The sequence below is a fragment of the Hydrogenophaga sp. BPS33 genome, from assembly GCF_009859475.1.
In the GTDB taxonomy this organism is placed as follows: Bacteria; Pseudomonadota; Gammaproteobacteria; order Burkholderiales; family Burkholderiaceae_C; genus Hydrogenophaga.
On the sequence record NZ_CP044549.1, the window covers coordinates 962,726 to 987,917 of the forward strand.

Here is a 25,192-nt window from a genome sequence, read left to right on the forward strand (position 1 = left end):
CCGCCAAAAAGCGTGCACGAACAAAGAAGGCCGCTGGTCCAGCGGATAACAGCGGCCTTCAGGCCGCAACACTTTTCACCGGGTTCTCACACCCGACCCACGTTTTCCGTGAGCGGGGCAGACTTTACCTCAATGCCTCGAAAGCCTTCAAGGCGTTTCGCAAGAATGCCCAGGCGGGCCGCCTTGCACTGGATGCACGCGCGTCGGCGTAGTCGACCATGTGTTCGACGCTCGCGGGGTGCGGGACCTTCCAAAGATCGGAGGCCAGCCAGAGATTCATAGGGAATAGTTAACTTGTAAGTTAACCATTCATGAGCTCCAGCATCATGTGATCTTCTGTCGTCACACCACCGAGTGCCTCACCACTGCCCACTCTCCATCCGGATCGCCACCTCGCAATCCTGAAAGATCTCCAGCTTGGCGATCTTCACGCGCACGCCGATCACGCCGGGGAGTTGCATCAGCCGGCGCGCCAGCTTGCCGATCAGGCTCTCCAGCAGGTTCACGTGTTCGGCGGTGCACTCGTCGATGATGATCTGGCGCACCTTGCGGTAGTCGAGCACGTGGTTGATGTCGTCGTCGTGCGGCAGCAGCGGCTGCATGCCCTGGTTGAGCTCGGCGTCCACCTGGATCGGCTGCGGCGCGGTCTTCTCGTGGTCCAGGATGCCCAGGTTGGCGTTGAAGCGCAGGCCGCTGAGCGTGAGGATCTGCGTGCCGGTGGTGGCGGTGGCGGAGCGGGTGGGTTTCATGGTGTGGCGTCGCCGAGTAGGGCCTTGATGCGGAACACTTCCACCCCGACCGCCTGGGTGTCGGGGTACACGTCGGGTTTGCTGGTGGACAGGCGCACGGCCTGCACGCCGGGGTGCTGCAACAGCGTGTCGACCAGCTCGTCGCACAGCGTTTCCTGCAGTTCGATGTGGCCTTGCGCGATGCGCCGCGCCACGACCTCGCGCACGAAGTCGTAGTCCACCACCTCGTCGATGTGGTCGCGCTGCGGGGTCGAGTGGGCATACGGGACGTACAGCTCGACGTCGATCCACAGGCGTTGCTTGCCCTGTTTCTCGAAGGCGTGCACGCCCATCTGCACCTGCACCTCGTGCCGCCGCAGGAAGAGCTTGCGGCAGTGGAGTTGCAGTGCCGCGAGATCGTCAGCGCTGGTCTTTGTGGCGGTGGGTGGCATGCGCCGGGTCCTTGAAGAGGTCGTCCACCACGAACATCACGTCGCGCTCCAGCGGCACCAGGTGCTGGCCGCAGTCCACGTGGACCGTGGTGCCGGTGATGGACGGGGTGCGGGCCAGGAACAGGCAGGTCTGGGCCACGTCGACCGGGTGGATGGGTTTGCGCAGCAGGTTGATGCGGCTGGCGCGTTCGAAGTTCTGCGGCTGCTGCGGGCCGCTCAGGTACATGAGGCCCGGCGCCACGCCGCAAACGCGCACGTGCGGCGCCAACGCCTGGGCCTGCTGCGCGACGGCGCTCTGCAGGGCCAGCTTGGACGTGGTGTACGAGAAGTAGTCCGGATTCAGGTTGAACACCTTCTGGTCAAGCACGTGGACCACGCAGGCGTCTTGCCCCGGCGCGCGCACTTGTTGCCGGGCCAGTTCGCGCGCGAGCAGCATCGGCGCGATCAGGTTGACCTCGAGTTGCTGGCGGGCGAGGGCTGGGTCGAAATCGAGGCCGGTGTCGGGCTCGAAGGTGGAGGCGTTGTTGATGACGGCATGCAAGGCGCCTGCATCGCGCTCGATCGTGGCCATCATGGCCGTGACCTCATCGGCCTGGGCCAGGTCGGCACGAATGGTCTCGACGTTCAGGCCCGCTTGCCGCAGTTCGGTCTGCAGGGCCTGTGCCGCTGCCTGCGAATGCTGGTAGTGGCACCAGACGTGCCAGCCGGCCTGCGCAAACGCGCGCACCAGTTCGGCTCCCAGGCGATGGGCGCCACCGGTGATGAGAACGCGATCGGTCATGTGGGCACAGAGGGTGGATAGGTGGGCCGCCAAGGGGCGGGTCGCATAATCGGCGCTGGCTTCGGCGCGCGGACATCGCTTGCGCCGCCGAAGGTTCGAACCCATTCGTTGTTCATCTTGTCTACTTCCCATTCCGAATCGATGTCGGACGAACTGCCGGGGATTATCCGGCACCGCATCCGCGAGGCCGGCGGCTGGCTGCCGTTCGACCGCTTCATGGCACTGGCCCTGTACGAACCCGGCCTGGGCTACTACGCCAACGCAGCGCCCAAGTTCGGCCAGATGCCGGACAGCGGCAGCGATTTCGTGACCGCGCCCGAGCTCACCCCCCTGTTCGGCCAGGCGCTCGCGCGCCAGGTGGCACAGGCGCTGGCCGCCACCGGCACGGACACGGTGTGGGAGTTCGGCGCCGGCACCGGCGCGCTGGCACTGCAGGTGATCGACGCGCTGGCCGCGCTGGGGCAGCCGCTGCGGCGCTACACCATCGTCGACCTCTCCGGCAGCTTGCGCGAGCGCCAGCGCACCACCTTGGCCCAGCACGCGGGCATCGTGCAATGGGCGGACGTGTTGCCGGATCGGATCGAAGGCGTGGTGCTGGGCAACGAAGTGCTCGACGCCATGCCGGTGCAGCTGCTCGCGCGCACCGGCGCTGTGTGGCACGAACGCGGGGTGGCGCTGGACGCGGCCGGCGCCTTCGTGTGGGCCGATCGCGCGACCGAGCTGCGCCCCCCGTTCGAGGTGGACGGCGCGCACGACTACGTGACCGAAATCCATCCCCAGGCCGAGGCCTTCGTGCGCACCCTGGCCGACCGCCTGCGGCGCGGCGCGGCCTTCCTGATCGACTACGGTTTCCCCGAAGCCGAGTACTACCACCCGCAGCGCAGCATGGGCACGCTGGTCTGCCACCGCGCGCACCGCAGCGACAGCAACCCCCTGGTCGAGGTGGGGCAGAAGGACATCACCGCTCATGTGAACTTCACCGGCGTGGCGCTGGCCGCGCAGGAGGCGGGCATGGACGTGGCCGGCTACACCAGCCAGGGCCGCTTCCTGCTCAACTGCGGCCTGATCGACCTGGCGAAAGACGCCGACGCGCGGCAGAACGCGATGATGCAGAAGCTTGTGAACGAGCACGAGATGGGCGAGCTGTTCAAGGTCATCGCCCTGGTGCCGGGCGGCGGTTCCGGGTGGGCTCCGATCGGTTTTGCGGCGGGCGACCGCACGCACAGGCTCTGACCATGATCCGCTGGATGATCGTCATCTTCCTGGCGTTGCTGCTCATCAGCTGGTTCACACCGCTGCTGCGCAAGCTCGGCTTTGGCCGGCTGCCGGGGGACTTCCGTTTCAAGGCGTTCGGGCGCGAATGGTTCTTGCCGTTTGCCACCACCGTCTTGTTGAGCATGGTGGCCAGCCTGATCGGTTACCTGATCTAACACCCGCCGCAACTTGAAATCCGCACGCGCGCGTGCATCTGAAGACATTGCCGTTGGAATGCGCCCCATGACCCCCGAACCTCTGCACATCGTCTGCCCCCATTGCCACACCACCAACCGCGTTGCACAGGACGCGTTGGGCCAAGCGCCGGACTGCGGCAAATGCCACCGCCCCCTGTTCGAAGGCAAGCCGGTGGCGCTGGACGAAGCGGGTTTCGAGAAGCACATCGCCCGTTCGCAGGTGCCGGTGCTGGTCGATTTCTGGGCGCCCTGGTGCGGCCCGTGCCGGCAGATGGCGCCGCATTTCGAAGCCGCCGCGCGCGAGCTCGAACCGCGCATGCGTCTGGCCAAGGTGAACACCGAAGAAGCTCAGGCGCTGGGCGCGCGGCTGCAGATCCGCAGCATTCCCACCTTGGCCTTGTTCGTGAACGGGCGCGAAGTGGCGCGCCAGCCCGGCGCCATGGGCGCGGCCGACATCGTGCGCTGGGCGCGCGCGCACCTGCCCGCCTGAACACGCGCGGTGCCCAACGCGGTATGGTCGGGGCCTGTCCGACCGTTTCATCCGCACCATGCCTTCAACCCTCAACACAGGCCGTCTGCTGGCCGACGTGGGCGGCACCAACGCCCGCATGGCCTGGCAGGACCGCCCAGGCGCTCCCATCGAACACATCGAGGTGCTGCCGGTGGCCGAGCACGCCAACCTGCGCGAGGCGATCGGTGTTTACCTGAACCGCCTTGACCGCCGGCCCACCGAGGCCGCCATTGCCATCGCCAACCCCGTGACCGGCGACCGCGTCAGCATGACCAACCACGACTGGTCGTTCTCGCAGGCGGCTTTGCGCGAGGCACTCGGCCTGTCCCACTTGCGTGTGCTCAACGACTTCACCGCGCTCGCACTGGCGGTACCGCACCTGGCCTCGGACGACTTGCGCCAGATCGGCGGCGGCGCGGCCGTGACCGGTGCTGCCATTGGCGTGGTGGGGGCGGGCACTGGCTTGGGCGTCTCGGGGCTGTTGTCCGACGGGTCAGGCGCGTGGCGGCCGATCGCGGGCGAGGGCGGTCATGTCACCTTGCCGGCCGAGACCGCGCGAGAACGCCTGGTCATGGATGCTCTGACACGCCGCTACGGCCACGCCTCGGCCGAGCGCGTGGCCAGCGGGCCGGGGTTGCTGGAAACCTGCGCCATCCTGTGCGAGGCAGACGGCGTGGCGGCGGACGCTTTCGTCAACGCGGCGAGCGTGAGCCACGCGGCCTTGCAGGATGGACATCCTCAGGCCATGGAAGCGCTGCGCATGTTCTGCGCCGTGCTGGGCTCGGTGGCTGGAAACCTGGCGCTCACCCTGGGCTCCCAGGGCGGCGTCTACATCGGTGGCGGCGTGGTCCCGCGGTTGGGTGCGTGGTTCGACGACTCGCCTTTTCGCGAACGCTTCGAAGCCAAGGGCCGGTTCTCCGGCTACTTGTCCAGCATTCCGGTCTGGGTGATCACGGCGCGCCAGTCGCCCGCTCTGCTAGGGGCTGCGCTGGCGCTGGACGCGCATGCCTGATCTCAGTCCGCCGCCAGCGCTTCCGTCTTGCCGAGCATGAAAGCGGGCGCACCGCCGTTCTTGTCCTGGCCGGCGTAAACCGTGAGGTGCGGCAGCGGGATCTCGATGCCCTGGGCCTCGAACGCCGCCTTGAGCCGGCGCAGGTACTCGCGCTTGACGCCCCACTGCTCGATCGGCAGCGTGCGGAAACGGCAGCGGATGATGATCGCCGATGCGGCCCATTCGTTCACACCGGCGATCTCCAGGTCGTCCAGGATGCGCGGGCCGAAGCTGGCGTCGGTGCGCATCTGCGCGGCGACGTCCTGCATCACCGCCATGGCGTCTTCCACGCTCTCGCGGAAGGCGATGCGGATGTCCATCACCGCGAAGCTGAAATCGCGCGTCATGTTGATCACCGAGCTGATGGTGCCGTTGGGCACGTAGTGCACGTTGCCGTCGTAGTCGCGCAATTGCACGAAGCGCAAGGTCACTTCTTCCACCACGCCGGAGTGGTCGCCCAACTGCACCACGTCGCCTTGGCGGATCTGGTTTTCCAGCAGCAGGAAGAAGCCGGTGAAGTAGTCCTTCACCAGGCTTTGCGCGCCGAAACCCACGGCCAGCCCCACCACGCCGGCCGCACCGAGAATGGGCGCGACCGACACCCCCAGTTCGGCCAGCACCAGCATGCCGGCCACCAGGCTCACCACCACCGTGATCAGGTAGCGGAACACGCGGCCCAGCGTCTGGGCGCGCTTGTGGGCTTCGCGGTCGTCGATGCGGCCGGCGATGCGTTCGCGCAGGTTGCGAACGGCGCGCTGCAGCACCGCCGACACGATCCAGGCCAGCACGATGATCAGCACGATGCGCAGCAGCGCGGTGGCGATCAGACCGATGCCTCCCCACCATTGCTGTACCAGTCCAATGAATTGTTCTTGCATGTGCTTCTCCGTGCTGCGATCAAAAAAAACAAATGGGCGCCGGCCTCGCGGCCGGCGCCCATGATGAGAGGGTTCAACTCTGGGAGAGTTCGGTCAACATGGTCAGAAAATTCTCACGCCACCAGTGCACGTCCTGCGTCCGGATGCCTTCGAGCAAAGCCTGGTGCCGGCGCTGGCGTTCTTCCAGCGGCATCTGCAACGCACGTTGCATGGTCTCGGCCGTGCGCGCCGTGTCGTAGGGGTTGACCATCAAGGCCTCGTGCATCTGTTCGGCCGCGCCGGCGAAACGTGAGAGCACCAGCACGCCAGGGTCGTCCGGGTCTTGCGCCGCGACGAATTCCTTGGCCACCAGGTTCATGCCGTCGCGCAAAGGCGTGACCAGGGCCACGTTGGCCGCGCGGTACAGACCGGGCAGGCGCTTGCGCGCCACGTTGCGGTGGATGTAGCGCACAGGCATCCAGTCGAGCTCGCCGAAGTTGCCATTGATGCCGCCGCACAGACTCTCCAACTCTTGCAGCAGGGCGGCATACGCGTCGACGGTTTCTCGACTCGGGGACGCGATCTGGATCAGCGTGGCGCTGCCCAGGTTTTCCGGGTAGGCCTGCAGCAGTTGCCGAAACGCCTTGAGCCGCTGGGGCAGGCCTTTGGAATAGTCCAGGCGCTCCACGCCGAGCAGCAGGCGGCGGCGCGAGTACTCGCGCCGCATCTGCTCGAACATGTCCTGCGCTTCGCGGCCCTTGCCCAGCTCGACGAACTCGTCCACATCGGTGCCGATTGGGAAGGCACGCGCTTGCAGGGACTTGCCGAAGGCGCGGAACTCGTGCTCGCCCAGCACGTCCGCGGGAATCTCCGTGCCCACATAGCGCGCGAAGTGGTTCAAGTCGGCCTCGCTCTGGAAGCCCGCCAAGTCGTACGCGAACAGCGAACGCATCAGCCATTCGTGCTCGGGAACGGCCGCCAGAATCAGCGGCGGCGGCAAGGGAATGTGCAGGAAGAAGCCCATGCGCTGCTGGCAGCCCATGGCGCGCAATTCGGCCGCCAGCGGGATCAGGTGGTAGTCGTGCACCCAGATCACGTCATCGGGCCGGAGCAAAGCCTTGAGCTTGCGCGCAAACATCGCGTTCACGCGCCGGTAGCCGGCGATGTAGCCGGCGTCGAAGTCGGCCAGGTCGAGCCGGTAGTGGAACACCGGCCACAGCACACCGTTGCTGTAGCCCAGGTAATAGCTGTCGTGGTCTTCGCTGCTCAGGTCCACCGTGGCCAGTTGCACCTTGCCGGCGTTCTGCACCCGCAGCTCGCCTTCGCCCGGCGTGCCGCCGTCCACCACTTTGCCGCTCCAACCGAACCACAAGCCCCCCGACGCTTCCAGCGCCTGGCCCAGTGCCACGGCCAGTCCACCGGCGCTGGTCTTGCGCGGATCCGCGATGCGGTTCGAGACGACGACGAGGCGGCCCATTCAATTCCTTCGAATATGGAACAAGCCGCAGATGTACCGCATTTCAGGCGCGCGATCGGTGCGCCAGCACACGATGGGTCATATCACCGCGTCCCAGCGCGCGGACAAGCGCACCGCCGCGTTGATGATGCCGACCATGGAATACGTCTGCGGGAAGTTGCCCCACATCTCGCCGGTGGTGGCGTGCGTGTCTTCCGAGAGCATGCCCAGCGGATTGCGCGCGGCCAGCATGGTTTCGAAGATGGCGCGCGCCTCGTCCTTGCGGCCCATGCGCGCCAGCGCGTCGATGCGCCAGAAGGTGCAGATGTTGAACGCCGTCTCGGGTTTGCCGAAGTCGTCGGCCGCTTCGTAGCGGCGCATGTAGGGGCCGTCGCACAGGTGTTTCTCCAAGGCGTCGAGCGTGGAGACGAAGCGCGGATCCTTCGGGTCGATCATGCCGACTTCGACCATCAGCAGCACGCTGGCATCGAGGTCGCGTCCGCCGAAGCTCTCGGCAAAAGCCTGGCGCTCTTCGTTCCACGACTCGTTCAGGATGCGCTCGCGCATGGTGTTCGCATGCCGTTCCCAGTACGCCTCGCGGTCGGGCAGCTTGAGCGTGCGCGCGATCTTGGCCAGCCGGTCGCAGGCGGCCCAGCACATCAGGACCGAACTGGTGTGCACGCGCGCGCGGGTGCGCAGCTCCCACATGCCGGCATCGGGCTTGTCGTAAATGAGCACGGCGCGCTCGCCCACGCGCTCTAGTTGCTCGAACTCGGTGCGCCCCGCGCGGTGCAGCAGGCGTTGGTCGTGAAAGGCCTGCGAGGCGGCCAGCACGATGTTGCCGTACACGTCGTGCTGAAAATGCTCCTGCGCCTGGTTGCCCACGCGCACCGGCCCCATGCCCCGGTAGCCCGGCAGGGTGTCGCAGATGCGCTCGGGCAGTTCGCGCTCCAGGCCGATGCCGTGCAAAGGCTGTATGTGCCCGCCTCCCGCGCCCACGACCACGTTCGCCAGCCAGCGCAGGTAGTCCTCCATCGTGCCCACTTCCGACAGGCTGTTGAGCGCACGCACGACAAAGAACGCATCGCGCAGCCAGCAGTAGCGGTAGTCCCAGTTGCGCTGGGTGCCGGGCGCTTCGGGAATGCTGGTCGTCATGGCCGCGATGATCGCGCCCGTGTCCTCGTACAGCGAGAGCTTGAGCGTGATCGCCGCGCGGATCACCGCTTCCTGCCATTCCAGCGGGATCGCCAGTCGCCGCGTCCAGTCGCGCCAGTAGGACAGTGTTTCCTGTTCGAAGTGGCGCGCGGTGTCGCCAATGCCCGATTGCAGCGTCTCGTCGGGGCCGAGAACGAAGTTGTGTTCGCGCAGCAGCAGAAAGGGTTGGCGCGCGAGCACGTGGCTGATGGATGCGTCGGTGTGGAGGCGCAGCGTCTGCTGTTCGCCCACGTAGCGGATGTGGTTGCTGCCCGAGGTGATGGTGGGCGTTTCGCGGCCCCAGTCGAAGCGCGGCAGCATGCTGATCCGCACGCGAGGCGTGCCCTTGATGGGCCGCACCCGGCGCACCAGCTGGGTGGGGCGGAAATAGCGGCCGCGGGAGCGAAAGCGCGGCGCGAAGTCGGTAATGGACAAGCCATTGCCATCGCGGTCCCAGAGCTCGGTGATGAGCACGGCCGTGTTGTGTTCGTAACGCTGCGTGGCCTCGGCCAGGTTCTCGATCTCGATCGCGAAAGAGCCCTGCTCACGGTCGTCGCCACCCAGCAGCGCGTGGAACACCGGGTCGCCATCGAAGCGCGGCAGGCAACTCCACACCACGCGGCCATGCGGGTCGATCAGCGCGCTGAAGGCGCAATTGCCCACCATGCCCAGGGACAACGAAGCGGCGGCCGGGGGTGCGAATCCGGGAATGTTCATGGTGCGGTGTTGGGGGTGGTGAGAAGGGTGTCGGCCAGCCAGGCGCGCAAGGCCTCGGGGCTGGGGCAGCGGTGGCGTGCGCGCGTGGCGCCATCGCCCACCTTGATGCCTTGCCCGCCCAGCCGCTGCACCACCGTGAAGCCGGCTTCGTCGGTCACGTCGTCGCCCGCGAACACCGGCATGCGCCCGGCGAAGGGCGCTTCCTGCATGAAGGCTTCGATGGCCGTTCCCTTGCTCACGTTGATGGACTTGACTTCCACCACCGATTTGCCGTGCAGCAACTGCAGATCGGGCGCGTTCGCAATGGCGCGGGCCAAGGTGTCCGCACACAGTGTTCCGAGGGAAGGCGCGAGCCGGTAGTGCAGCGAGATCGAAGTCCGCTTGCGCTCCAGCAGCAGGCCGCCGTGGCGCTGCACCAGATGCTCGGCCGCGGCAAGGGCACGGTCAAGACCATGGGAGCGGGAGGTGGTGGTGTCGCCCTGGTAGCTCAGGCGCACCGCGCCATGCTCGAATGCGGCCGGCCAGGGCCATGGAGACGCCAGCATGGGCTCCAGATCTTCGCGGGCGCGGCCCGTGATCAACGCCAGTGCGCCGTCCAGCCGTTGTTGCAGGCTGTTCAGCAGGGCGACCAGATCGGGGTGGACCTTTACGGCGTCCGGGCGGCTGGCGAGATCGGCCAGCGTGCCATCGAAGTCCAGAAACAGCGCAGATCGGTCTGGCAGCAGTTTTGGAAATGTGCTCATCTGTTGCTACCGTAACAGGGAATGTGCACCCATAACGTGAGAAATCGTTTAACCGACCTCAGGGGTGAGGCACTTGGCCGCGCGCTTGACGCACGCGCGGAACGTTCAACGGCCCGCCGAGACGGCATCTGCCGCATCGCCCATCGCCAGAGCCACGGCCGCGATACGTGCCTTGTGGATGCGCCGGCCCACATGTTCGCCGCTGAGGCCATCGGCCTGGGCCTGTGCCGCCACGTCCGCTGTGCTCACCGAGCGTGCGGCAGCCAGTGCCCGTGTGAGCCGCTCGCGCTGCGGGTAAAGCGTCTCTTCCATACCGAGACGGCCGCGCGCATCGCATTCGCAGGCCAACAGGACCTCGTCGAAGCGCGCCGGCTTGCGCAGCGCGTCGCAGCGTTCCAGCAGGCGCACCAGCGCGGCAGCTTTGAGATCATGGCTGCGGTGGACATTGCCGTGTTCGCGCGCCACCACGTCGGCCAGTTCGCGGCACGCGGTGGGCACGCGCAGGCGAACGCACACGTCTTGGAGCAGGACGGCGCTGCGTTGTTCGTGGCCGATGTGGCGTGGCAGAACGTCTGGCGATGTCGTGCCCTTGCCGAGGTCGTGGCACAGGCACGCAAAGCGCACGGTGAGCGGGGCACAGAGGCGCGCACCCATGTCCAACACCATCATCAGGTGCACGCCCGTGTCCACCTCGGGGTGGTGCTCGACGCGTTGCGGCACGCCCCACAGACGGTCGACCTCGGGCAGCAGGCGTTGCAGCGCATGGCAATCGCGCAGCACCTCGAACATGCGGCTGGGTTGAGGCTCCATGAGACCGCGCGCGAGCTCCTGCCACACCCGCTCGGCCACGAGGTGGTCCACCTCGCCGTCGCGCACCATCTGGCGCATCAGGTCCATCGTTTCGGGAGCGACCGAGAAGCCGGGAAAGCGCGCGGCGAAACGGGCGAGCCGCAGGATGCGCACGGGGTCTTCGGCAAAGGCGCTGGTGACGTGGCGCAGCACGCGGTCCTGCAGATCGCGGCGTCCGTGGTACGGGTCGATCAGGGGTGCGTTCGACGGGTCGTCCGCGTGGGCCACGTCCACCGCCATGGCGTTGATCGTGAGGTCGCGCCGCGCGAGATCGTCTTCGAGCGTGACGCCGCGATCGGCGTGGAAGGCGAAGCCGTGGTAGCCGGGCGCGGTCTTGCGCTCGGTGCGCGCGAGCGCGTATTCCTCGCGCGTTTGCGGGTGGAGAAACACGGGAAAGTCGCGGCCCACGGGCAGGAAGCCCGCGGCCGCCATGGCTTCGGGCGTGGCCCCCACCACCACCCAGTCGCGGTCCGCGTGTGACGAAGCGGTGGGCGTGTTCGATGTGCGCGCCATCAGCGCGTCGCGCACCGCGCCGCCCACAAGATAGGTTTTCATGTGGGGGAGTTTAGGCTTGACGACCCGCGCGGCGGTGGAGCATGGGGGCAAAGATCCGCCGCCGGGCCGCCCCAAGGCGGATCAGCCCCCTCGGGGGGCAGCGACCCGCGCAGCGGTGGAGCGTGGGGGCTATCTCCCCAGCCGGTACGGCTCATCAAAATCGATGAAGTCGTGCTCCGCCATGGCCTCGTCGATCCACGCCTTCACGCCGGGCAATGCGCGCACACGATCGACATAGGCGCCAAGGTCTGCAGGCATCGGTAGCCCATAGGTGTGGATGCGCATGCACACGGGCGCGAAGTAGGCGTCCGCGATGGTGAACTCGCCGAACAACAGGCCGCTGTTGGGCTGCGCCGCGAGCAATTCGCTCCACAGGCCGCACAGGCGCGCGACATCGGCACGCACGTCCGGCTTGTCGCGCCAGATCAGACGTCCCACGTCGTGAAGGGTGGCCTCGATGTTCATCGGGCAGTGGTTGCGCAGCGCGCCGAAACCGCTGTGCATTTCGGCGCAGACGCTGCGTGCGCGTGCGCGGGCCTTGGCGTCCACCGGCCACAGGCGCTTCTCGGGAAAGTGCTCGGCCAGGTACTCGGCAATGGCCAGCGTGTCCCAGACGGCAAAACCATCGTCCACCAACACCGGCACCTTGCCGATGGGGCTCACGGTGCGCAGGTTCTTCTTGAAGATGGAGTTGGGGTCGAACGAGTCGAACCGGACCATGACTTCTTCGAACGGTATGCCGGCTTGCTTCAGCAGCACCCAGGGGCGCATGGACCAGGACGAGTAATTCTTGTTGCCGATATAGAGCTGCAGTGCCATGGGTGGACCTCTTGAAACAGGTCCTCCATGTTAGGGCGTGCGCACCGCGGATTGATGCGCTTGTGCTGCGCGATTGATGCCCATGAAAAACCCCCCGCATGCGCGCCGCATCGGGGGTGGTTCGTTCAGGCGCGATCCAACGATCAGGCGTACTTTTCGAGGATGCGGGTGGAGCGCTCGACTTCCTGGAAGGTATTGATTTCGAGTTCCGAATCCGAAACCGCTTCGATGACCGTGCCGGCCATCATGCGGTAGAAGGCCTTGTCCATGGCCCTGCGCGCTGCCGCCATCTGCTGGGCCACGTCTTCGCAACCGCGTCCACGTTGGACCATGTCGATCAAGCCGCGCACCTGGCCTTCGATGCGCCGGAGTCGGTTGATCACGTCGCGCTGGCTCTGCGGCCTGGGGGGGAAGCAGGGCGGGGGTGGGGGTAGAGGTGGGGTTTCGAGAGTTTCGCCGTCGGCGACCACCTGGGGCTCGTCGGGGATTTCGGCGGTGGCCTCCGGGGAGGCGGGGGTGTCGGCGGCGGGCGGCGGCGTGAGGGTTTCGTTCATGGCACAAGCTCCCTGTCGGTTAAAGGTATGCCTCCGAGGTGGAAAGGCGCGCCGAGTGTGCCAAGAAAATACCCCCCCTAACGACCGGCCCCGCCACATGACTGGGTCTGGCTGGGGTCAACGGCCCGCGCTGTGCCGGTAGTTCAGCAACTGGCTGCGGCCACCGCGCTGGCCCAGGTAAGTGGGCGCCACGCTGTGCACGCTGCTCGGCGTGATGGCCAGGGTCGATAGGCCGGGGTGTTCGTGCGTGGCGACGTTGTCGATCGACATCGAGTCCAGGTTGTCGCGGCTCATCACGGGCTCTCCCGGCGCGAGTTCGAAGACCGCGGCTTGCCAGCGCGCCAGGAGATCGGGCAAGGGCCAGATGGCACGCTCCCGGCTGCCGTATCGGCCCGCCAGGCGGACCAGGTCGGCCAGGGTGAACACATCGGGTCCGACGCATTCGATGGTCTGGCCAACGCTGCCTTGCCCCAGGTTGCGGGCCAGGGCGTGGCTTCGCAGGCCGACGGCGACCGCCTGGGCGACGTCTTCCACCCAGACCGGCTGGAAGCGCGTCCGGGCGCCGGCCAGGGGAACGATCGGGAAGGTTTCCTGCAGGCGCGCGAACAGGTTCAGGAAGCGATCGCCCGCACCGAACACTACGCTGGGACGCAGTATGGTGAGGTCCAGCCCCGCACCGCGCAGCACCTCTTCGCCGCGCGCCTTGCTGCGTTGGTAGCGCGAGGGGCCGTCGGGGCTGGCGCCCAGTGCGCTGACATGGACCACGCGGCGCACACCGGCGGCCGCACAGGCCTCAGCGATGGACAGCGGCAGCTCCACGTGCACGCGTTCGAAGTCGTCTTCGCTGCCGTGCAGGATGGCCACGAGGTTCACCACCGCGTCGTGGTCGGTCAGCACGTCCAGCAGGTGCCCCGAATCGTGCACGTCGGTTTCGATCACGGTCACGCGCGGCAGGTGTTGCACCCGCGCGGCGTTGATGGCACGCCGCGTGGGCACGGTGATGGCCCAACCCTCGCGCTGCAGTTTTTCGCAGACATGGCGACCGATGAAGCCGGTGCCACCCAGGACGACGACGCTTTTCATGGCAGATCGGTGTTGATGGGTTTGTCGGTGCTGGGGCGGGGGCCCACCACGCCCAGGCGCGCGCGCAGGGACTGGGGTTGGCCGGTGAGCAGAGCAGCGTAGTTGGTGGTGTTGGCGAGCACGCGTTTGACGTAGTCTCGCGTTTCTTCGAAGGGGATGTTTTCGGCCCAGATCTCACCCGCCAGCGCGGGGCCGTTGCGCCATTGGCGAGGGCGGTTGGGGCCAGCGTTGTAGGCGGCCGCAGCCATGGGCAGCGAACCTTCGAAATCGTCGAGCGCGAGCTTGAGGTAGGCGGTGCCGATCAGGATGTTGGTGTCGCGTTCGTTGATCTGCTGAGGGCGGAACGTGCTCAGCCCGATCTTGTTGGCGGTCCAGCGCGCCGTGGCAGGCATGACCTGCATCAGGCCGGAGGCGCCCACGCCCGAGCGCGCGTCGGTGATGAAGCGGCTTTCCTGCCGGATCAGACCGTACACGTAGGCGGGGTCCAGGCCGATCTCGTTGGCGCGCGTGGTCACGGGCGCGCGGTGTGGTGTGGGAAAGCGCTGGGCGTGGTCTTGCGCAACCGGCGTACGCAGGCTGGTGTTGATGCAGCGGTCCCACAGCTCATTCTGGCAGGCGAGGTCGGCCGCCGCGAGCAGCTCACGCTCGCCCATGCCGCCTGGGGTGTGCAGGGCAATGGTGTAGTTCCATTCGCGCACACCTTCGCTGCGCAGGCCCAGGCGGATCGCGGCCAGCGCACGCGCCAGGCCAGGGTTGGCGCGTGCGGCGGCGGTTTCTTCGGCCGTCAGGGGCAAGGGAGTGGCAGGCACTTCGATGCGGCGGCCCAATTCTTCGGACGCGAGTTGCTCGTAGAAGTCCCGGCTGGAGGCGATCGATTCATACAAGGCGCGCGCTTGGGCGGTGGCGCTGGCGGCATCGGGTTGCTGGAGCGCCTGCACCGAGCGCGCCTTCCAGTAGACCCAGGCCGGGTCGCGCTGCTGGGTTTCGCTCATGGCGGCCACCGCGTCGCGCACAGCGATCCAGTTGCCGGCGCGCATGCCGGCGCGGGCTTTCCACGCCAGGTGATCGTCGTCCATGTGGCGGTCTTCGCCTTGGGCGAAGTAGCCGAGCGCTTCGGGCTGGAGTTTTTGTGCCGAGCGTTTGCCGATCGCGCCCCAGGCCCAGCTGCGCTCTTCCTGGGTGAGCTGCGCTTTCCAGCGCGTGCGCTCCATTTCGAGCGCGGCGGCGGCGGGGTCGCTCGAGGCCAGGCGGATGATGGCCAGCGTGACCAGCTCCTTGGTGCGGGTTCGAAACGCGGTGATGCGCTCGTCCAGGTAACGCGCGGGGTTGCTTGCGATGGCGTCCACCTGCGGCGCCATCTCGGTGTCGATCATGGCCAGTGCTTGCGTCGCCACGCGCGGGCGGTTGCTGTCCATGGCTTGGCGTGCGCGCAGCCACACTGCCTGTGGCTTGAGGTGCCGGCTTTCGAGCAGCGCTTGCGCAGCGCTGGCGCAACCATCATCGGCATCGCGCTGGGCGAGCCAGTTGCTTTGCACCTGGGGCGCTGCCACGTCGCCCGCGAGCCGTCCTGCCGCCACGTCGCGCATCAGGCCGTAGCACCGCACCTGGCGGTCGTCGTTCATGCGGAACAAGGGCAGCTCGGCCTCGAAGTTCTGCCAGTCGCGCGCCTTGCCCAGCAGCAGCAGCCAGTCGTTGCGCAGGCGGTCTTCCCAGTAGGTGCCAGGCATGCGCGCCAGCGCCGCGCGGATCTCGGTGGGGCTGGCCGTTTCGAGCCCGGCCTTGCTTTCCCAGTACGTCGCCAACGGCTCCAGCACATGGCCACGCGCGCGGGGCAGCAGGGCGCTCAACTGGGTGGTGTTGCCGCGCCGGAAGGCATCGCGCATCTCCAGCAAGGTGCTGTCGCCGGGCGCGCCCTGCGCCCACAGCGTGGTGGGCAACACGAGCGCCGCCATAATGAGCCGCGCGCCCAGCATGCGCAGGCGCTGCGAGGGGCGGTCGATGCGCTGTGCGTGCCCCGGTTGTGTACCTACCATTTTCATGTGTCGATTATGGACAACAAAGACGGTTCAAGTTCCTCAAAACCCCGCGTTCAAGGCGATGCCGATTTGGCCAAGGCGCTCAAGATGGAGTGGCGCAAGGCGCTGATCGAAAAGCGCGAGGGCCTGGCCGATCGTGCCTGGCGCAACGATCTCCTGCAACGCGTCATGCGGGTCTGGCTCATCCACCGGCCCGACACGGTGGTGGGGGCGTATTGGCCGATCAAGGGCGAGTTCGACCCCTTGCCGGCGCTGTTTCGCTGGCAGGAAGCGGGGCTGGAGGAAGATGCCCAGGAACAACGGCTGCACCGGCGCATCGGCCTGCCGGTGGTGAACAAGGTCGACAAGACGCTCACGTTCTACACCTGGTACCCAGGATGCCCGATGGAGGAGGACGCCTACAGCATCCCGAAGCCAAAGGATACCGAGATCGTCGAGCCGACCCTGATCTTCGTGCCCTGCGTGGGCTATGGCCCGGGCGGTTTTCGACTCGGCTACGGCGGCGGCTTCTACGACCGCACGCTGGCCAGCCTGCGGCCCAAGCCTTTCACCGTGGGCCTGGGCTACGACTTCGGTTTTCTGCCCGACCTCAAGCCCGAAGCGCACGACGTGCCGCTGGACGCGATCCTGAGCGACACGGGCGTGATGTGGCCGGTCCGATAGGGACACCCCCGCCGCGCTGCGCGCGTCCCCCCTCAAGGGGGCGCACCCTGGGACCGGCGGTGCCGGATCCTCGGGTGCCCTGGATGAAGGCGCGTCGCTCCGGTTGCGTTCTTCGGTGTTGCTTGCGCTATGGGTGATCGCCGCTGGCGTGCACTTCGGTGATGCGCTTCTCGCGCCGCACGAGGTACAGGCCGCTGCCGATGATGATGACCGCGCCGAGCCAGGTGGATGCACCCGGCAGGGTGTGCCAGATCAGCCAGTCCAAACCGAGGCCCCAGGCCAGCGCGCTGTATTCGAAGGGTGCCACGGCCGAGGCCTGGCCATGGCGGAAGGCCTCGGTGATGGTGAGTTGGCCGCAGAAGCCCGTGACGGCCAGCGCCAGCAGCAAGGGTGCGTCGCCGGGCTGGATCGGCACCCAGCGCGACCAGGACAGCAGGCCCGCGCCGATGGACATGAACAACATCAGGGACAGCACCAGGCTTTCGCTGCTGTCGGTGCGGCTGGCCAGGCGCCCGGTGATCGCGGTGACCGCGTAACCCAATGCCGCGCCCAGCGTGGCCAGCCCGCCCAGCGTGGCAAAGCCTGCCTGCAGATCGCTCCCGCTCGGGCGCAGCGCGATCAACACGCCCACGAAGCCGATGGCGATGGCCCACCAGTGGGTGGCGGGCACGCGTTCCTTGAGGACGGGCACCGACAGCATGGTGATCAGCAGCGGCGCGATGAAGAACAGGGTGTAGGCGCTCGACAGCGGCAGCTCGCGCACGCCCGTGGTGAACAGGGCGATCATGCCGATGCCCAGGCAGCCGCGCAGCACGTGCAGCGGCCAGCGGATCCGCATCACGGTGTGCCACTTGCCGCGCCACGTGATGTAGACCATGACCAGTGGCAGCGCCGTCATGCCGCGCAAGGCCGCGATCTGCAGCGAGGGATAACGCGCCGACAATGCTTTGAGCACGGCATCCATGAGCGCGAAGAAGCCCACCGCCATGAGCATGAAGACGATGCTGCGCAGGTTGCCGGAGGCGAGTGAGCGGAACAGGCGCATGGGTCAGTCGATGTTGTCGACGGTGTCGGGGTCGGGCACTTCGCCGATCGCCTCTCGCGTGGCAGCCGCCTGTTGCAGCAGCCAATTGCTGAAGGCTTTCACTTCCGGGCGCTGCACGCTGCGCGGCGCCACCAGCAGCCAGTAGGCCAGCGGCGAGTCCAGCCGTGCATGGGGCAAGGGCTCGACCAGGGCACCGCTGGCCAGGCTTTCGGCCACCAGGGGCAGGCGGGCGAGCGCCACGCCCTGGCCGGTGAGCGCGGCCTGCACGATCTGGCTGGCGTAGTTGAAATACATCCAGCGTTGCGGTGAGAGTTTGGCCGGCAGGCTGCGCGCGCGCTTGCCGGATGCGGGGGGCGGTGGCGCGCCGTAGGTGTCGAGCCAGCGCTGCCAGGTCAGCCATTCCAGGTGGCGCGTGCGGTGCGCGTCACCGGCTTCGATCAGCGCGCAACGCGAGAGGTCTTCCACGCTCTGGATGGGGTGGGCCTTGAGCAGCCACGGGCTGGCCACCGGGGTGAGTTGCTCGCCGAACAGGCGCTGGGCGTTGGCGGGCATCACTTGCGGAACGGCGTAGCGCAGTGCCAGGTCCACGTCGGACGTGGCCAGGTCCACCGCGCTGTCGGTGGCGTCGATGCGGATGTCGATGTCCGGATGGTCGCGCTGGAAAGCCTCGAGCCGGGGGATCAGCCACATCGAGGCGAACGAGGCCCAGGTGGTGATGGCCACGCTCTTGCGTCCCGCGCTCTGGCGGATCTGCCGCACCGCGGCGTCGACCCGCTCCAGCGCCATACTGGCCGCGCGCAGCAACTGCGAGCCCGCGCTCGTGAGTTCGACCGCGCGCGTGTGGCGCAGGAACAGGGCGGTGCCGACTTCGTCTTCCAGCGCCTGGATCTGGCGGCTCACGGCGCTCTGGGTGAGCGAAAGCTCTTCGGCGGCGGCGCGGAAATTGAGGTGCCGCGCCACGGCCTCGAAGGCACGCAGATGCCCGGCGGCGATGGGGCGGGTGCGGGGGTGGCTGCTGGTGAGCTGCATCGGGGGCTTTCTGGCATTGATGCGGGAATCGAATCAATAGCTTACTGCGCTTTCATTGGACTTGAAGGGCATGTGGCGCGAACATTCATTCCCAGGATGAGCCATCGTCCCTTTGCCAGGAGCCTCTCATGTCGTCACGTTCTACCGCCGCTGTTCTGTCCTCTGACCGCCTTGCCATGGTTGCCGCCGCGCAGCGCGGCTGGCACCTGGATGCGCGCCGGGCGATGACCCTGCGCCCCCATGTTCCGAGCCGCCTGCAGATCACGCAAGGCCGGGCGTGGGTCACGCTGGGTCTGCCGCACGAAGGTGCCGGCAACGAGTCGGGCGACCACATGCTGGCCGCTGGCGAAAGCCTGGTGGTGCCCGCTGGCGTGCGCCTGGTGATGGAGCCCTGGCAGCCATCGAGCGATGGCGCGGTGCGCTTCGAATGGCACGTCGAGCCCGAGGGCAGTGGCGCGGTCTCTCGCGATCGCTTTGGCCGTGACGTGGTGGCGCCGTCGCGCGAGCTGGCGATGGCCTTGGGCCAGGCGGGTGGGGCGCTGGCGCGTTTGCTGCGCGGTGTGTTCGGTTACGGCGAGTATCTGCTGGCTGGGCGTGGCCGCGTGCTGGCACCTTCCGACTGTCAACCGCGCTGAATAGCCCGGTGGGCTGCGCCGCTAGCGCGCCTTGCGCCTGGGTTTGCGCGCTGCCACGGCGGCTTCCAGTGCGAGACGCGCCCACGGCAACATGAGCGCGGGCGACTCCAGCGCTTCGTCCGGCGGCGTGTGGTAGTGGAGCCTGCCGGTCTTGCCCTTGAACTCGTAGACGAACGGGCGCCCGCCGGCCGCCAGCCATTGCGGCTCGGTCTCGGCATTGGTCTTGAGGAAGAGCGTGTCCCACGCAATGATGGCGATGTTCATGCCATCGGTGGAGATGCCCCAGCCGCCGAACATGCGCTTGGGCACGCAGGGTCCGACGCAGGACAGCAGCTCGCAGGCGTGCAGGGCGAAGGGGTCGACGGGTTTGGCCATGGCGCGATGTTAGTCCGGCAGAATTCGGTGCATGGCCAGGCCCAAATCCGTTTTTCACGATCTCAAGCGCGATCAAATCCTCGATGTGGCGGCGCAGTGCTTCGCCGCGCAGAGCTTTCCGGCCGCGAGCATGAACGACATCGCCAGTGCCTGTGGCGCCAGCAAGGCGCGGCTCTACCACTACTACGAGAGCAAGGAAGCGATCCTGTTCGATTTGCTCGACCGCTACACCCAGCGTCTGCTCGCGCTCATCGGCGAAGCCGAGGCCCGGGCACAACGCAAGAACCTCAGCGAGCGCGATGCGCTCAACGAGTTGGTGCGCGCGTTCCTGAGCGAGTACGAAACCTCGGCCACGCGCCATGTGGCCCTGGTGTCGGACACCAAGTTCCTTGGCGAGGTGCAGCGCAGCCTCATCGTCAACCGCCAGCGCGATGTGGTCGCCGCCTTCACCCGGTTTCTCAAGCGCGCCTATCCCGAGCGCGTGACGCCGGCCAACCAGACCGCCCTGACCATGATGCTGTTCGGCATGATCAACTGGACCTTCACCTGGCTGCGCCCGGATGGCGCCATGAGCTACAGCGGCTTTGCCGACGAGGTGGTGGCGGTGCTGGAGAGCGGCCTGTCGGGAAGGATTTGACCGTTTACGAATGCGTAATGGATTTCGTTTAAGTAAAATCGCCGCTTCCCCACACGGAGACCTCCCATGAGCAAAGCCTTTGCCTCCCAGGCCGACCTGGACGACAAGAAGATCACCTTCGAACAGCTCAGCCCGCACTGCTGGGCCTACACCGCCGAGGGAGACCCGAACTCGGGCGTGATCATTGGCGAGAAGTACATCATGGTGAGCGATGCGACCGCCACGCCCGACATGGCGCAGGACCTGATCCGCCAGATCCGCACCGTGTCCGACAAGCCCATCAAGTACGTGCTGCTCACCCACTACCACGCGGTGCGCGTGCTCGGCGCCAGTGCCTACGCGGCCGAAGGCGCGACCGAGATCATTGCCAGCCGGGGCACGCACGAACTCATCGTCGAGCGTGGCGCGCAGGACATGCAAAGCGAGATGGAGCGTTTCCCGCGCCTCTTCCGCGGTGCCGACGGCGTGCCCGGCCTGACCTGGCCCACCCTGGTGATCGGCGACGGCCAGCCGGGCCGCCAAGGTTCGCTCACGGTGGATCTCGGGGGGGTGACGGTGGAGATCTGGCACCCCGGCCCGGGCCATACGCGCGGCGACACGATCGCCTGGGTGGAGGCGGAAAAGGTGTTGTTCAGCGGCGACCTCGTGGAATACGAAGCTGGCGTGTACACCGGCGACGCCCAACTGGAAGAGTGGCCCGCCACGCTGGAAGCCTTGCGCGCCTTGAAGGCCGAAGCCATCGTGCCCGGCCGTGGCGAGGCCATGAAGGGCCGAGCCGATGTGGACAAGGCGCTGGACTACACGAAGCGCTGGGTCACCACGTTGTTCCAGGCGGGCAAGGAGGCGGCGGCCGCGAACATGGACCTGAAGGCCGCCATGGCCCACACTCGCAAGAGCATGGACCCCGTGTTCGGCCACGTGTTCATCTACGAACACTGCCTGCCGTTCGACGTGAGCCGGGCCTACGACGAAGCCAAGGGCATCAAGAACCCGCGCATCTGGACCGCCGAGCGGGACCAGGAGATGTGGGCGGCGCTGCAGGGCTGAACTGCGGCCTCGGTGGTCGTCGGACTCGCGCTGGTGTCGCAGCGCAAGCAGATGGGGGCAGGGGGTCGCCGACAATCTCGATCGCCATGACGCCTTCCACAGACCTGCTGCACCACACCGCCACCGACTGGGGCATCGTCGCCATCTTCGCGGTGGTGTATCTCGGCATGTTCCTGGGCGGGCTTCCCCGCCTGAAGCTGGACCGTTCGGGCGTGGCGCTGCTGGGGGCGATCGCGGTCATCGGCCTGAGCGGCCTGCCGGTGGAAGACGCCGCGCGCTCGATCGATCTGCCCACCATCGTGCTGCTGTTCGCCTTCATGGTCGTGTCGGCCCAGATGCGCCTGGGCGGGTTCTACGGCGAAGTGACACGCCGGGTGGCGGCCATGCCGCTCTCGCGCAACGGCCTGCTCGCCGCGCTCATCGTGGTGGCGGGCGTGCTCTCGGCGGTGTTTTCCAACGACATCATCTGCCTGGCCATGACACCGGTGGTGGCGCGGCTGTGCCTGCAACGGGGCTTGAACCCGTTGCCATTCCTCATCGGACTGGCCTGCGCGGCCAACATCGGATCGGCCGCCACCTTGATCGGCAACCCGCAGAACATGCTCATCGGCTCGGTGCTGCAGTTGTCTTTCTCGGGATATGTGCGGCAAGCCTTGGCGCCGGTGGCCGTCGGCCTGCTGCTGCTGTGGGTCTGGCTCGCTTATGGGCCGGGGGCCCGGGCGGGCGCGGACCACCGCCCATCCGGGCCAGCGCCGCAGGACACCGTGCGCGAGGCGATCGCGGCGGAAGATCCCCCCTTTGACGTCTGGCAAACGGCCAAGGGGCTGGCGGTGGCCGGTGTGCTGCTGGTGATCTTTCTCTTCACCGACTGGCCACGCGATGTGGCCGCGCTGGTGGGCGCAGGCTTGCTGCTGCTGAGCCGGCGCCTGCATTCGTCGCATGTGCTGGGCCTGGTCGACTGGCCGCTGCTGCTGCTCTTCATGGGGCTGTTCGTCGTCAACCACGCCTTCGAGACCACGGGCCTGGCCGCGCAGGCCGTCGCCTGGTTGGGCGCGCAGGGCGTGCACCTGGCGGACCCGGGGCCGTTGCTGGTCGCGGGCGCGGTGCTCTCCAACTTGGTGTCGAACGTGCCAGCGGTGATGTTGCTGCTGCCCCACCTGAGCGGCACGCCCGGGCAGGCCGGGGTCATGCTGGCGCTGGTCACCACCTTCGCCGGCAACTTCCTGCTGGTGGGGTCGATCGCCAACCTGATCGTGGCCGACCTCGCGCGCCAGCAAGGCATTTCGATCGACTGGAAGCGCCACGCGGTGACGGGCATTCCCGTCACGCTGGCTTCCTTGTCCGCGGTGTGGCTGTGGATGCTTTTCGCGGGCTGAAAGCAAGCATCTCTTGAGGAAACCGCTGCTCGCGTGAAAGAATGCTGCGACTTTTGAGGAGCGGCAATGGCAGTGGCGGTAGCGGCTGTGAGCGGTTCAAGGGCCTGGTGGCGCATCCCGAGCGTGCGCTTCTGTTTGCTGCTTTTCTTCGTGTTGGCCGTGTCCGCCGCGCATGCGCAGCCTGGCGTGCTCCAGCTCGGACCGCAGACCCGTTACGACATCTCTCGGGACCTGCTGCATTTCGAGGACACGTCAGCTGCGATGACCCTCGAGGAGGTCAGCGCGCCCGCTTTGGCCGCGAACTTCAAGCCCTTCGCGCAGAAGGGCACTGCCTACAATTTCGGTTTCACCTCATCCGTCCTCTGGTTCCGTATCACATTGCGCGCCGGCGCGGACGCGCCTGCGATGTGGTACTGGAATGTGGCGCTGCCCATCCTGGACCGGCTGGATCTCTACGTGTCGCAGCCGGGCGGAGGTTACGTCCATCAGCAGGCTGGGGATGCGTTGCCGATGTCGGTGCGTGCGTTCCCCCACAAGGACCTGGTCATGCCGTTGCAAGTACAACCGGGTGGTGACACCACGGTGTACCTGCGCGTGCAGTCCACCGGTGGCATCACCGTGCCGGCAACGCTTTGGCAGCCTCCGGCGTTTCATGCGAACGACCATCGGGAGTACGGCCTGCTCAGCCTTTACTTCGGTCTGGCGTTCGGCCTGTTCCTCTACAACCTGTTGCTCTACTTCTCCATCCGCGACCGGGCCTATCTGGTCTACGTGGTCTTCGTGGCTTGCATGGCGGTGGCCCAGGCCCACTTCTACGGACTGGCGGCGGAGTTCGTCTGGCGCGACAACGCCCGCTGGAACACGGATGGCATCCGATACGCCGTCTCGCTCACGGTGCTGCTCGCTCTTGCATTCACCCGCAGCTTTGTCTCCAGTCAGAAGCACATGCCGAGGATCGACCGGGTATTGTGGTGGCTCATGGTGATCTGGGTGGTGCAGTTGCCGTTGATCCCATGGGGGCCGTTCGAACCGGTGGCCAAGTTCCAGCACACCATGGGCATCCTGGCGTCCTTGGCCTGTGCGGTGGCGGGCGCCGTGGCCTATCGCCAGAAGAGGCCAGGTGCCCGCTTCTTTCTGCTGGCATGGGCCATGCTTTTTGTCGCCATGTGCGTGTTCGCGCTGCGCAACATGGGCGTGCTCCCGGCCCATTTCCTCACCGAGAACCCCGTCATGATCGGCTCGGCGCTGGAGATGGTGCTGCTGTCCTTCGCACTGGCCGACCGCATCAACGTGACGCGGCGCGAGCAGCGCCGGGTGGAAACCCTGAACCGCGTGCGGCAGGCGCAGAAGGCCGCGGCAGACCAGGCGCACGCCGAGAAATCGCGCTTCCTCGCCGCCATCAGCCACGACCTGCGCCAGCCGATGTATGCCCTGGGCCTGTTGGTCGATGGTCTGCGGGGCGTGAACCTTCCCGAGATCTTCTCCAACGCGCTCAACGACATGAAGGGCTCGCTGACCTCGATCAACGCGCTGCTCGATTCCTTGCTGCTCATGGGCCGGCTGGAGGTGGGCCGACTCGAACCACGGCTGGAGACCTTCTACGTGGACCAGGTGCTCGAGCGCGTGAGCAACACCTTCGAAGCGCGCGCGCAGGAGAAGGGCTTGAAGTTCAGCGTGACACCGACCCTGTGCCAGTTGCACAGCGACCCGGTGCTGCTGGAGCGCATGGTGAGCAACCTGGTGAGCAATGCGCTGCGCTACACGCGCGAGGGCGGGGTGCTGGTCTCGGCGAGGAAGCGCCGCGACCACGTGCTGCTGCAGGTGTGGGACACGGGGCGCGGGATACCGCTGGACCAGCAGGAAGCGATCTTCGGGGAGTTCGTGCGCCTGCGCGGGGACGACAACGATGGTGGCGTGGGCATTGGTCTGACGATCGTGCGCAGCTGTGCCCAGTTGTTGGGGTGCGCGGTGAGCGTGCGTTCCACGCCGGGCAAAGGCTCGTGCTTCTCGGTGCGCGTGCCGCTGCGTGCGCCGGCTGCGGCGCCGTCGGCACCGGCCCCGCTGCAGCCGAGCGTGCCGAGCCGGGCGCCCGAGGGGCCTGCGCAAGGCCTGCGTGTGGCGGTGTTGGACGACGATGCAGTGGTGTTGCGCGCGCTCACGGCTTCGCTGGCGTCCAGAGATTGTGACGTGACGGCAGCGGCTTCATGGGCGCAGCTGAAGGACAAGCTGACCACAGGTGAGCCGCCCGACATCGTGATCTGCGACTACCACGTGGGCCGGGACTCGGGTACGGAGATCGTGGCGAGGCTGCGGGCGTTGGTGGGCCGATCCATCCCGGCGATCGTCGTGACGGGCGACACCTCCATGGAAACCGCGAACCGCGTCGGCGAGGCCGGCATCACACTGCTGCACAAGCCGGTGGAGCCGCAAGTGCTGTTTGTGATGGCCGTGCAATTGGCTGCACAAAGCGGCGAAGACTGACTCGCCTGCGCATCTCTGCGCACTTGGAGAACGGATGGGGGCGTGAAAGAATGCTGCGACTTTTGAG

At 67.1% G+C, this 25,192-nt stretch carries 25 protein-coding genes; 10 read left to right on the plus strand and 15 right to left on the minus strand.

Annotated elements, in window-relative coordinates:
• Window positions 1–359: 359 nt before the first annotated feature.
• From F9K07_RS04650 to F9K07_RS04660, 3 genes are read right to left on the minus strand one after another with little or no spacing between them, the layout of a single operon-like run.
• Window positions 360–749, minus strand: coding sequence for a dihydroneopterin aldolase (locus tag F9K07_RS04650; protein WP_159589847.1), 390 nt, complete (start codon window positions 747–749; stop codon window positions 360–362).
• The gene (locus F9K07_RS04655) at window positions 746–1,180 is read right to left on the minus strand and encodes a dihydroneopterin aldolase (RefSeq protein WP_159589849.1); all 435 of its coding nucleotides are present in this window, start codon (window positions 1,178–1,180) and stop codon (window positions 746–748) included. The genes F9K07_RS04650 and F9K07_RS04655 overlap by 4 nt, the downstream gene beginning before the upstream one ends.
• On the minus strand, window positions 1,149–1,961 hold the full coding sequence (locus F9K07_RS04660; protein ID WP_159589851.1) for an SDR family oxidoreductase: 813 nt from the start codon (window positions 1,959–1,961) through the stop codon (window positions 1,149–1,151). Before F9K07_RS04660 ends, F9K07_RS04655 begins: the two co-directional genes overlap by 32 nt.
• 141 nt (window positions 1,962–2,102) lie before the next feature.
• On the opposite strand from F9K07_RS04660, the gene F9K07_RS04665 reads away from it, so the two are divergent.
• The 4 genes from F9K07_RS04665 (at window position 2,103) to glk (ending at window position 4,935) form a co-directional block, all read left to right on the plus strand.
• Window positions 2,103–3,194, plus strand: a complete 1,092-nt coding sequence (locus F9K07_RS04665) for a class I SAM-dependent methyltransferase (protein WP_159596817.1) — start codon at window positions 2,103–2,105, stop codon at window positions 3,192–3,194.
• 2 nt (window positions 3,195–3,196) lie between these two features.
• Complete coding sequence (locus tag F9K07_RS04670) at window positions 3,197–3,391, plus strand: DUF2905 domain-containing protein (RefSeq protein ID WP_159589853.1); 195 nt, start codon at window positions 3,197–3,199, stop codon at window positions 3,389–3,391.
• Window positions 3,392–3,458: 67 nt separating this feature from the next.
• The gene (trxC, locus tag F9K07_RS04675; RefSeq protein WP_159589855.1) at window positions 3,459–3,902 is read left to right on the plus strand and encodes a thioredoxin TrxC; all 444 of its coding nucleotides are present in this window, start codon (window positions 3,459–3,461) and stop codon (window positions 3,900–3,902) included.
• 58 nt (window positions 3,903–3,960) lie between these two features.
• On the plus strand, window positions 3,961–4,935 hold the full coding sequence (gene glk / locus F9K07_RS04680) for a glucokinase (RefSeq protein ID WP_159589857.1): 975 nt from the start codon (window positions 3,961–3,963) through the stop codon (window positions 4,933–4,935).
• Between the two features lie 2 nt (window positions 4,936–4,937).
• Here the strand turns inward: glk and F9K07_RS04685 are convergent, their stop codons facing one another.
• The 9 genes from F9K07_RS04685 to F9K07_RS04725 form a co-directional block, all read right to left on the minus strand.
• Complete coding sequence (locus F9K07_RS04685; protein WP_159589859.1) at window positions 4,938–5,852, minus strand: mechanosensitive ion channel family protein; 915 nt, start codon at window positions 5,850–5,852, stop codon at window positions 4,938–4,940.
• A 73-nt stretch (window positions 5,853–5,925) separates the two neighbouring features.
• Entirely contained in the window at window positions 5,926–7,308 is a 1,383-nt protein-coding gene (locus tag F9K07_RS04690; protein ID WP_159589861.1) for an alpha,alpha-trehalose-phosphate synthase (UDP-forming), read from the minus strand.
• A gap of 78 nt (window positions 7,309–7,386) precedes the next feature.
• Window positions 7,387–9,198 (minus strand): glycoside hydrolase family 15 protein, encoded by a 1,812-nt coding sequence (locus tag F9K07_RS04695; RefSeq protein ID WP_159589863.1) that lies wholly within the window; start codon window positions 9,196–9,198, stop codon window positions 7,387–7,389.
• A complete protein-coding gene (otsB, locus tag F9K07_RS04700; protein ID WP_159589865.1) occupies window positions 9,195–9,941 on the minus strand; it encodes a trehalose-phosphatase in 747 nt (248 codons plus the stop codon). Before otsB ends, F9K07_RS04695 begins: the two co-directional genes overlap by 4 nt.
• A gap of 105 nt (window positions 9,942–10,046) precedes the next feature.
• A complete protein-coding gene (locus F9K07_RS04705) occupies window positions 10,047–11,345 on the minus strand; it encodes a multifunctional CCA addition/repair protein (protein WP_159589867.1) in 1,299 nt (432 codons plus the stop codon).
• Between the two features lie 129 nt (window positions 11,346–11,474).
• Entirely contained in the window at window positions 11,475–12,164 is a 690-nt protein-coding gene (locus F9K07_RS04710) for a glutathione S-transferase family protein (protein ID WP_159589869.1), read from the minus strand.
• Window positions 12,165–12,307: 143 nt separating this feature from the next.
• Entirely contained in the window at window positions 12,308–12,718 is a 411-nt protein-coding gene (locus F9K07_RS04715; RefSeq protein ID WP_159589871.1) for a metal-sensing transcriptional repressor, read from the minus strand.
• A gap of 117 nt (window positions 12,719–12,835) precedes the next feature.
• Entirely contained in the window at window positions 12,836–13,801 is a 966-nt protein-coding gene (locus F9K07_RS04720; RefSeq protein WP_159589873.1) for a complex I NDUFA9 subunit family protein, read from the minus strand.
• Entirely contained in the window at window positions 13,798–15,774 is a 1,977-nt protein-coding gene (locus F9K07_RS04725; protein WP_159596818.1) for a lytic transglycosylase domain-containing protein, read from the minus strand. The genes F9K07_RS04720 and F9K07_RS04725 overlap by 4 nt, the downstream gene beginning before the upstream one ends.
• A 150-nt stretch (window positions 15,775–15,924) precedes the next feature.
• Here F9K07_RS04725 and F9K07_RS04730 point away from each other — a divergent pair, with 150 nt between their 5' ends.
• Window positions 15,925–16,500, plus strand: coding sequence for a 5-formyltetrahydrofolate cyclo-ligase (locus tag F9K07_RS04730; RefSeq protein WP_159596819.1), 576 nt, complete (start codon window positions 15,925–15,927; stop codon window positions 16,498–16,500).
• A gap of 127 nt (window positions 16,501–16,627) precedes the next feature.
• Here F9K07_RS04730 and F9K07_RS04735 read toward each other — a convergent pair whose 3' ends face one another.
• Together F9K07_RS04735 and F9K07_RS04740 are read right to left on the minus strand one after the other, a co-directional pair.
• Window positions 16,628–17,545 (minus strand): DMT family transporter, encoded by a 918-nt coding sequence (locus F9K07_RS04735; RefSeq protein ID WP_236581796.1) that lies wholly within the window; start codon window positions 17,543–17,545, stop codon window positions 16,628–16,630.
• A gap of 3 nt (window positions 17,546–17,548) precedes the next feature.
• Complete coding sequence (locus F9K07_RS04740; protein WP_159589875.1) at window positions 17,549–18,574, minus strand: LysR substrate-binding domain-containing protein; 1,026 nt, start codon at window positions 18,572–18,574, stop codon at window positions 17,549–17,551.
• 128 nt (window positions 18,575–18,702) lie between these two features.
• On the opposite strand from F9K07_RS04740, the gene F9K07_RS04745 reads away from it, so the two are divergent.
• Window positions 18,703–19,209 carry a DUF2917 domain-containing protein gene (locus tag F9K07_RS04745; RefSeq protein ID WP_159589877.1) on the plus strand — a complete coding sequence of 169 codons (507 nt, stop codon included), beginning with the start codon at window positions 18,703–18,705 and terminating at the stop codon, window positions 19,207–19,209.
• Window positions 19,210–19,230: 21 nt separating this feature from the next.
• Here F9K07_RS04745 and F9K07_RS04750 read toward each other — a convergent pair whose 3' ends face one another.
• The gene (locus F9K07_RS04750) at window positions 19,231–19,584 is read right to left on the minus strand and encodes a TfoX/Sxy family protein (RefSeq protein ID WP_159589879.1); all 354 of its coding nucleotides are present in this window, start codon (window positions 19,582–19,584) and stop codon (window positions 19,231–19,233) included.
• Window positions 19,585–19,615: 31 nt separating this feature from the next.
• On the opposite strand from F9K07_RS04750, the gene F9K07_RS04755 reads away from it, so the two are divergent.
• The 4 genes from F9K07_RS04755 to F9K07_RS04770 all read left to right on the plus strand — a co-directional run bounded on the left by F9K07_RS04755 (window position 19,616) and on the right by F9K07_RS04770 (window position 25,125).
• The gene (locus F9K07_RS04755) at window positions 19,616–20,221 is read left to right on the plus strand and encodes a TetR/AcrR family transcriptional regulator (protein ID WP_159589881.1); all 606 of its coding nucleotides are present in this window, start codon (window positions 19,616–19,618) and stop codon (window positions 20,219–20,221) included.
• Between the two features lie 66 nt (window positions 20,222–20,287).
• Window positions 20,288–21,268, plus strand: coding sequence for an MBL fold metallo-hydrolase (locus tag F9K07_RS04760; RefSeq protein WP_159589883.1), 981 nt, complete (start codon window positions 20,288–20,290; stop codon window positions 21,266–21,268).
• Window positions 21,269–21,354: 86 nt separating this feature from the next.
• Window positions 21,355–22,644, plus strand: a complete 1,290-nt coding sequence (locus F9K07_RS04765) for an SLC13 family permease (protein WP_159589885.1) — start codon at window positions 21,355–21,357, stop codon at window positions 22,642–22,644.
• Between the two features lie 66 nt (window positions 22,645–22,710).
• Window positions 22,711–25,125, plus strand: coding sequence for a hybrid sensor histidine kinase/response regulator (locus F9K07_RS04770; protein ID WP_159589887.1), 2,415 nt, complete (start codon window positions 22,711–22,713; stop codon window positions 25,123–25,125).
• Window positions 25,126–25,192 lie beyond the last annotated feature (67 nt).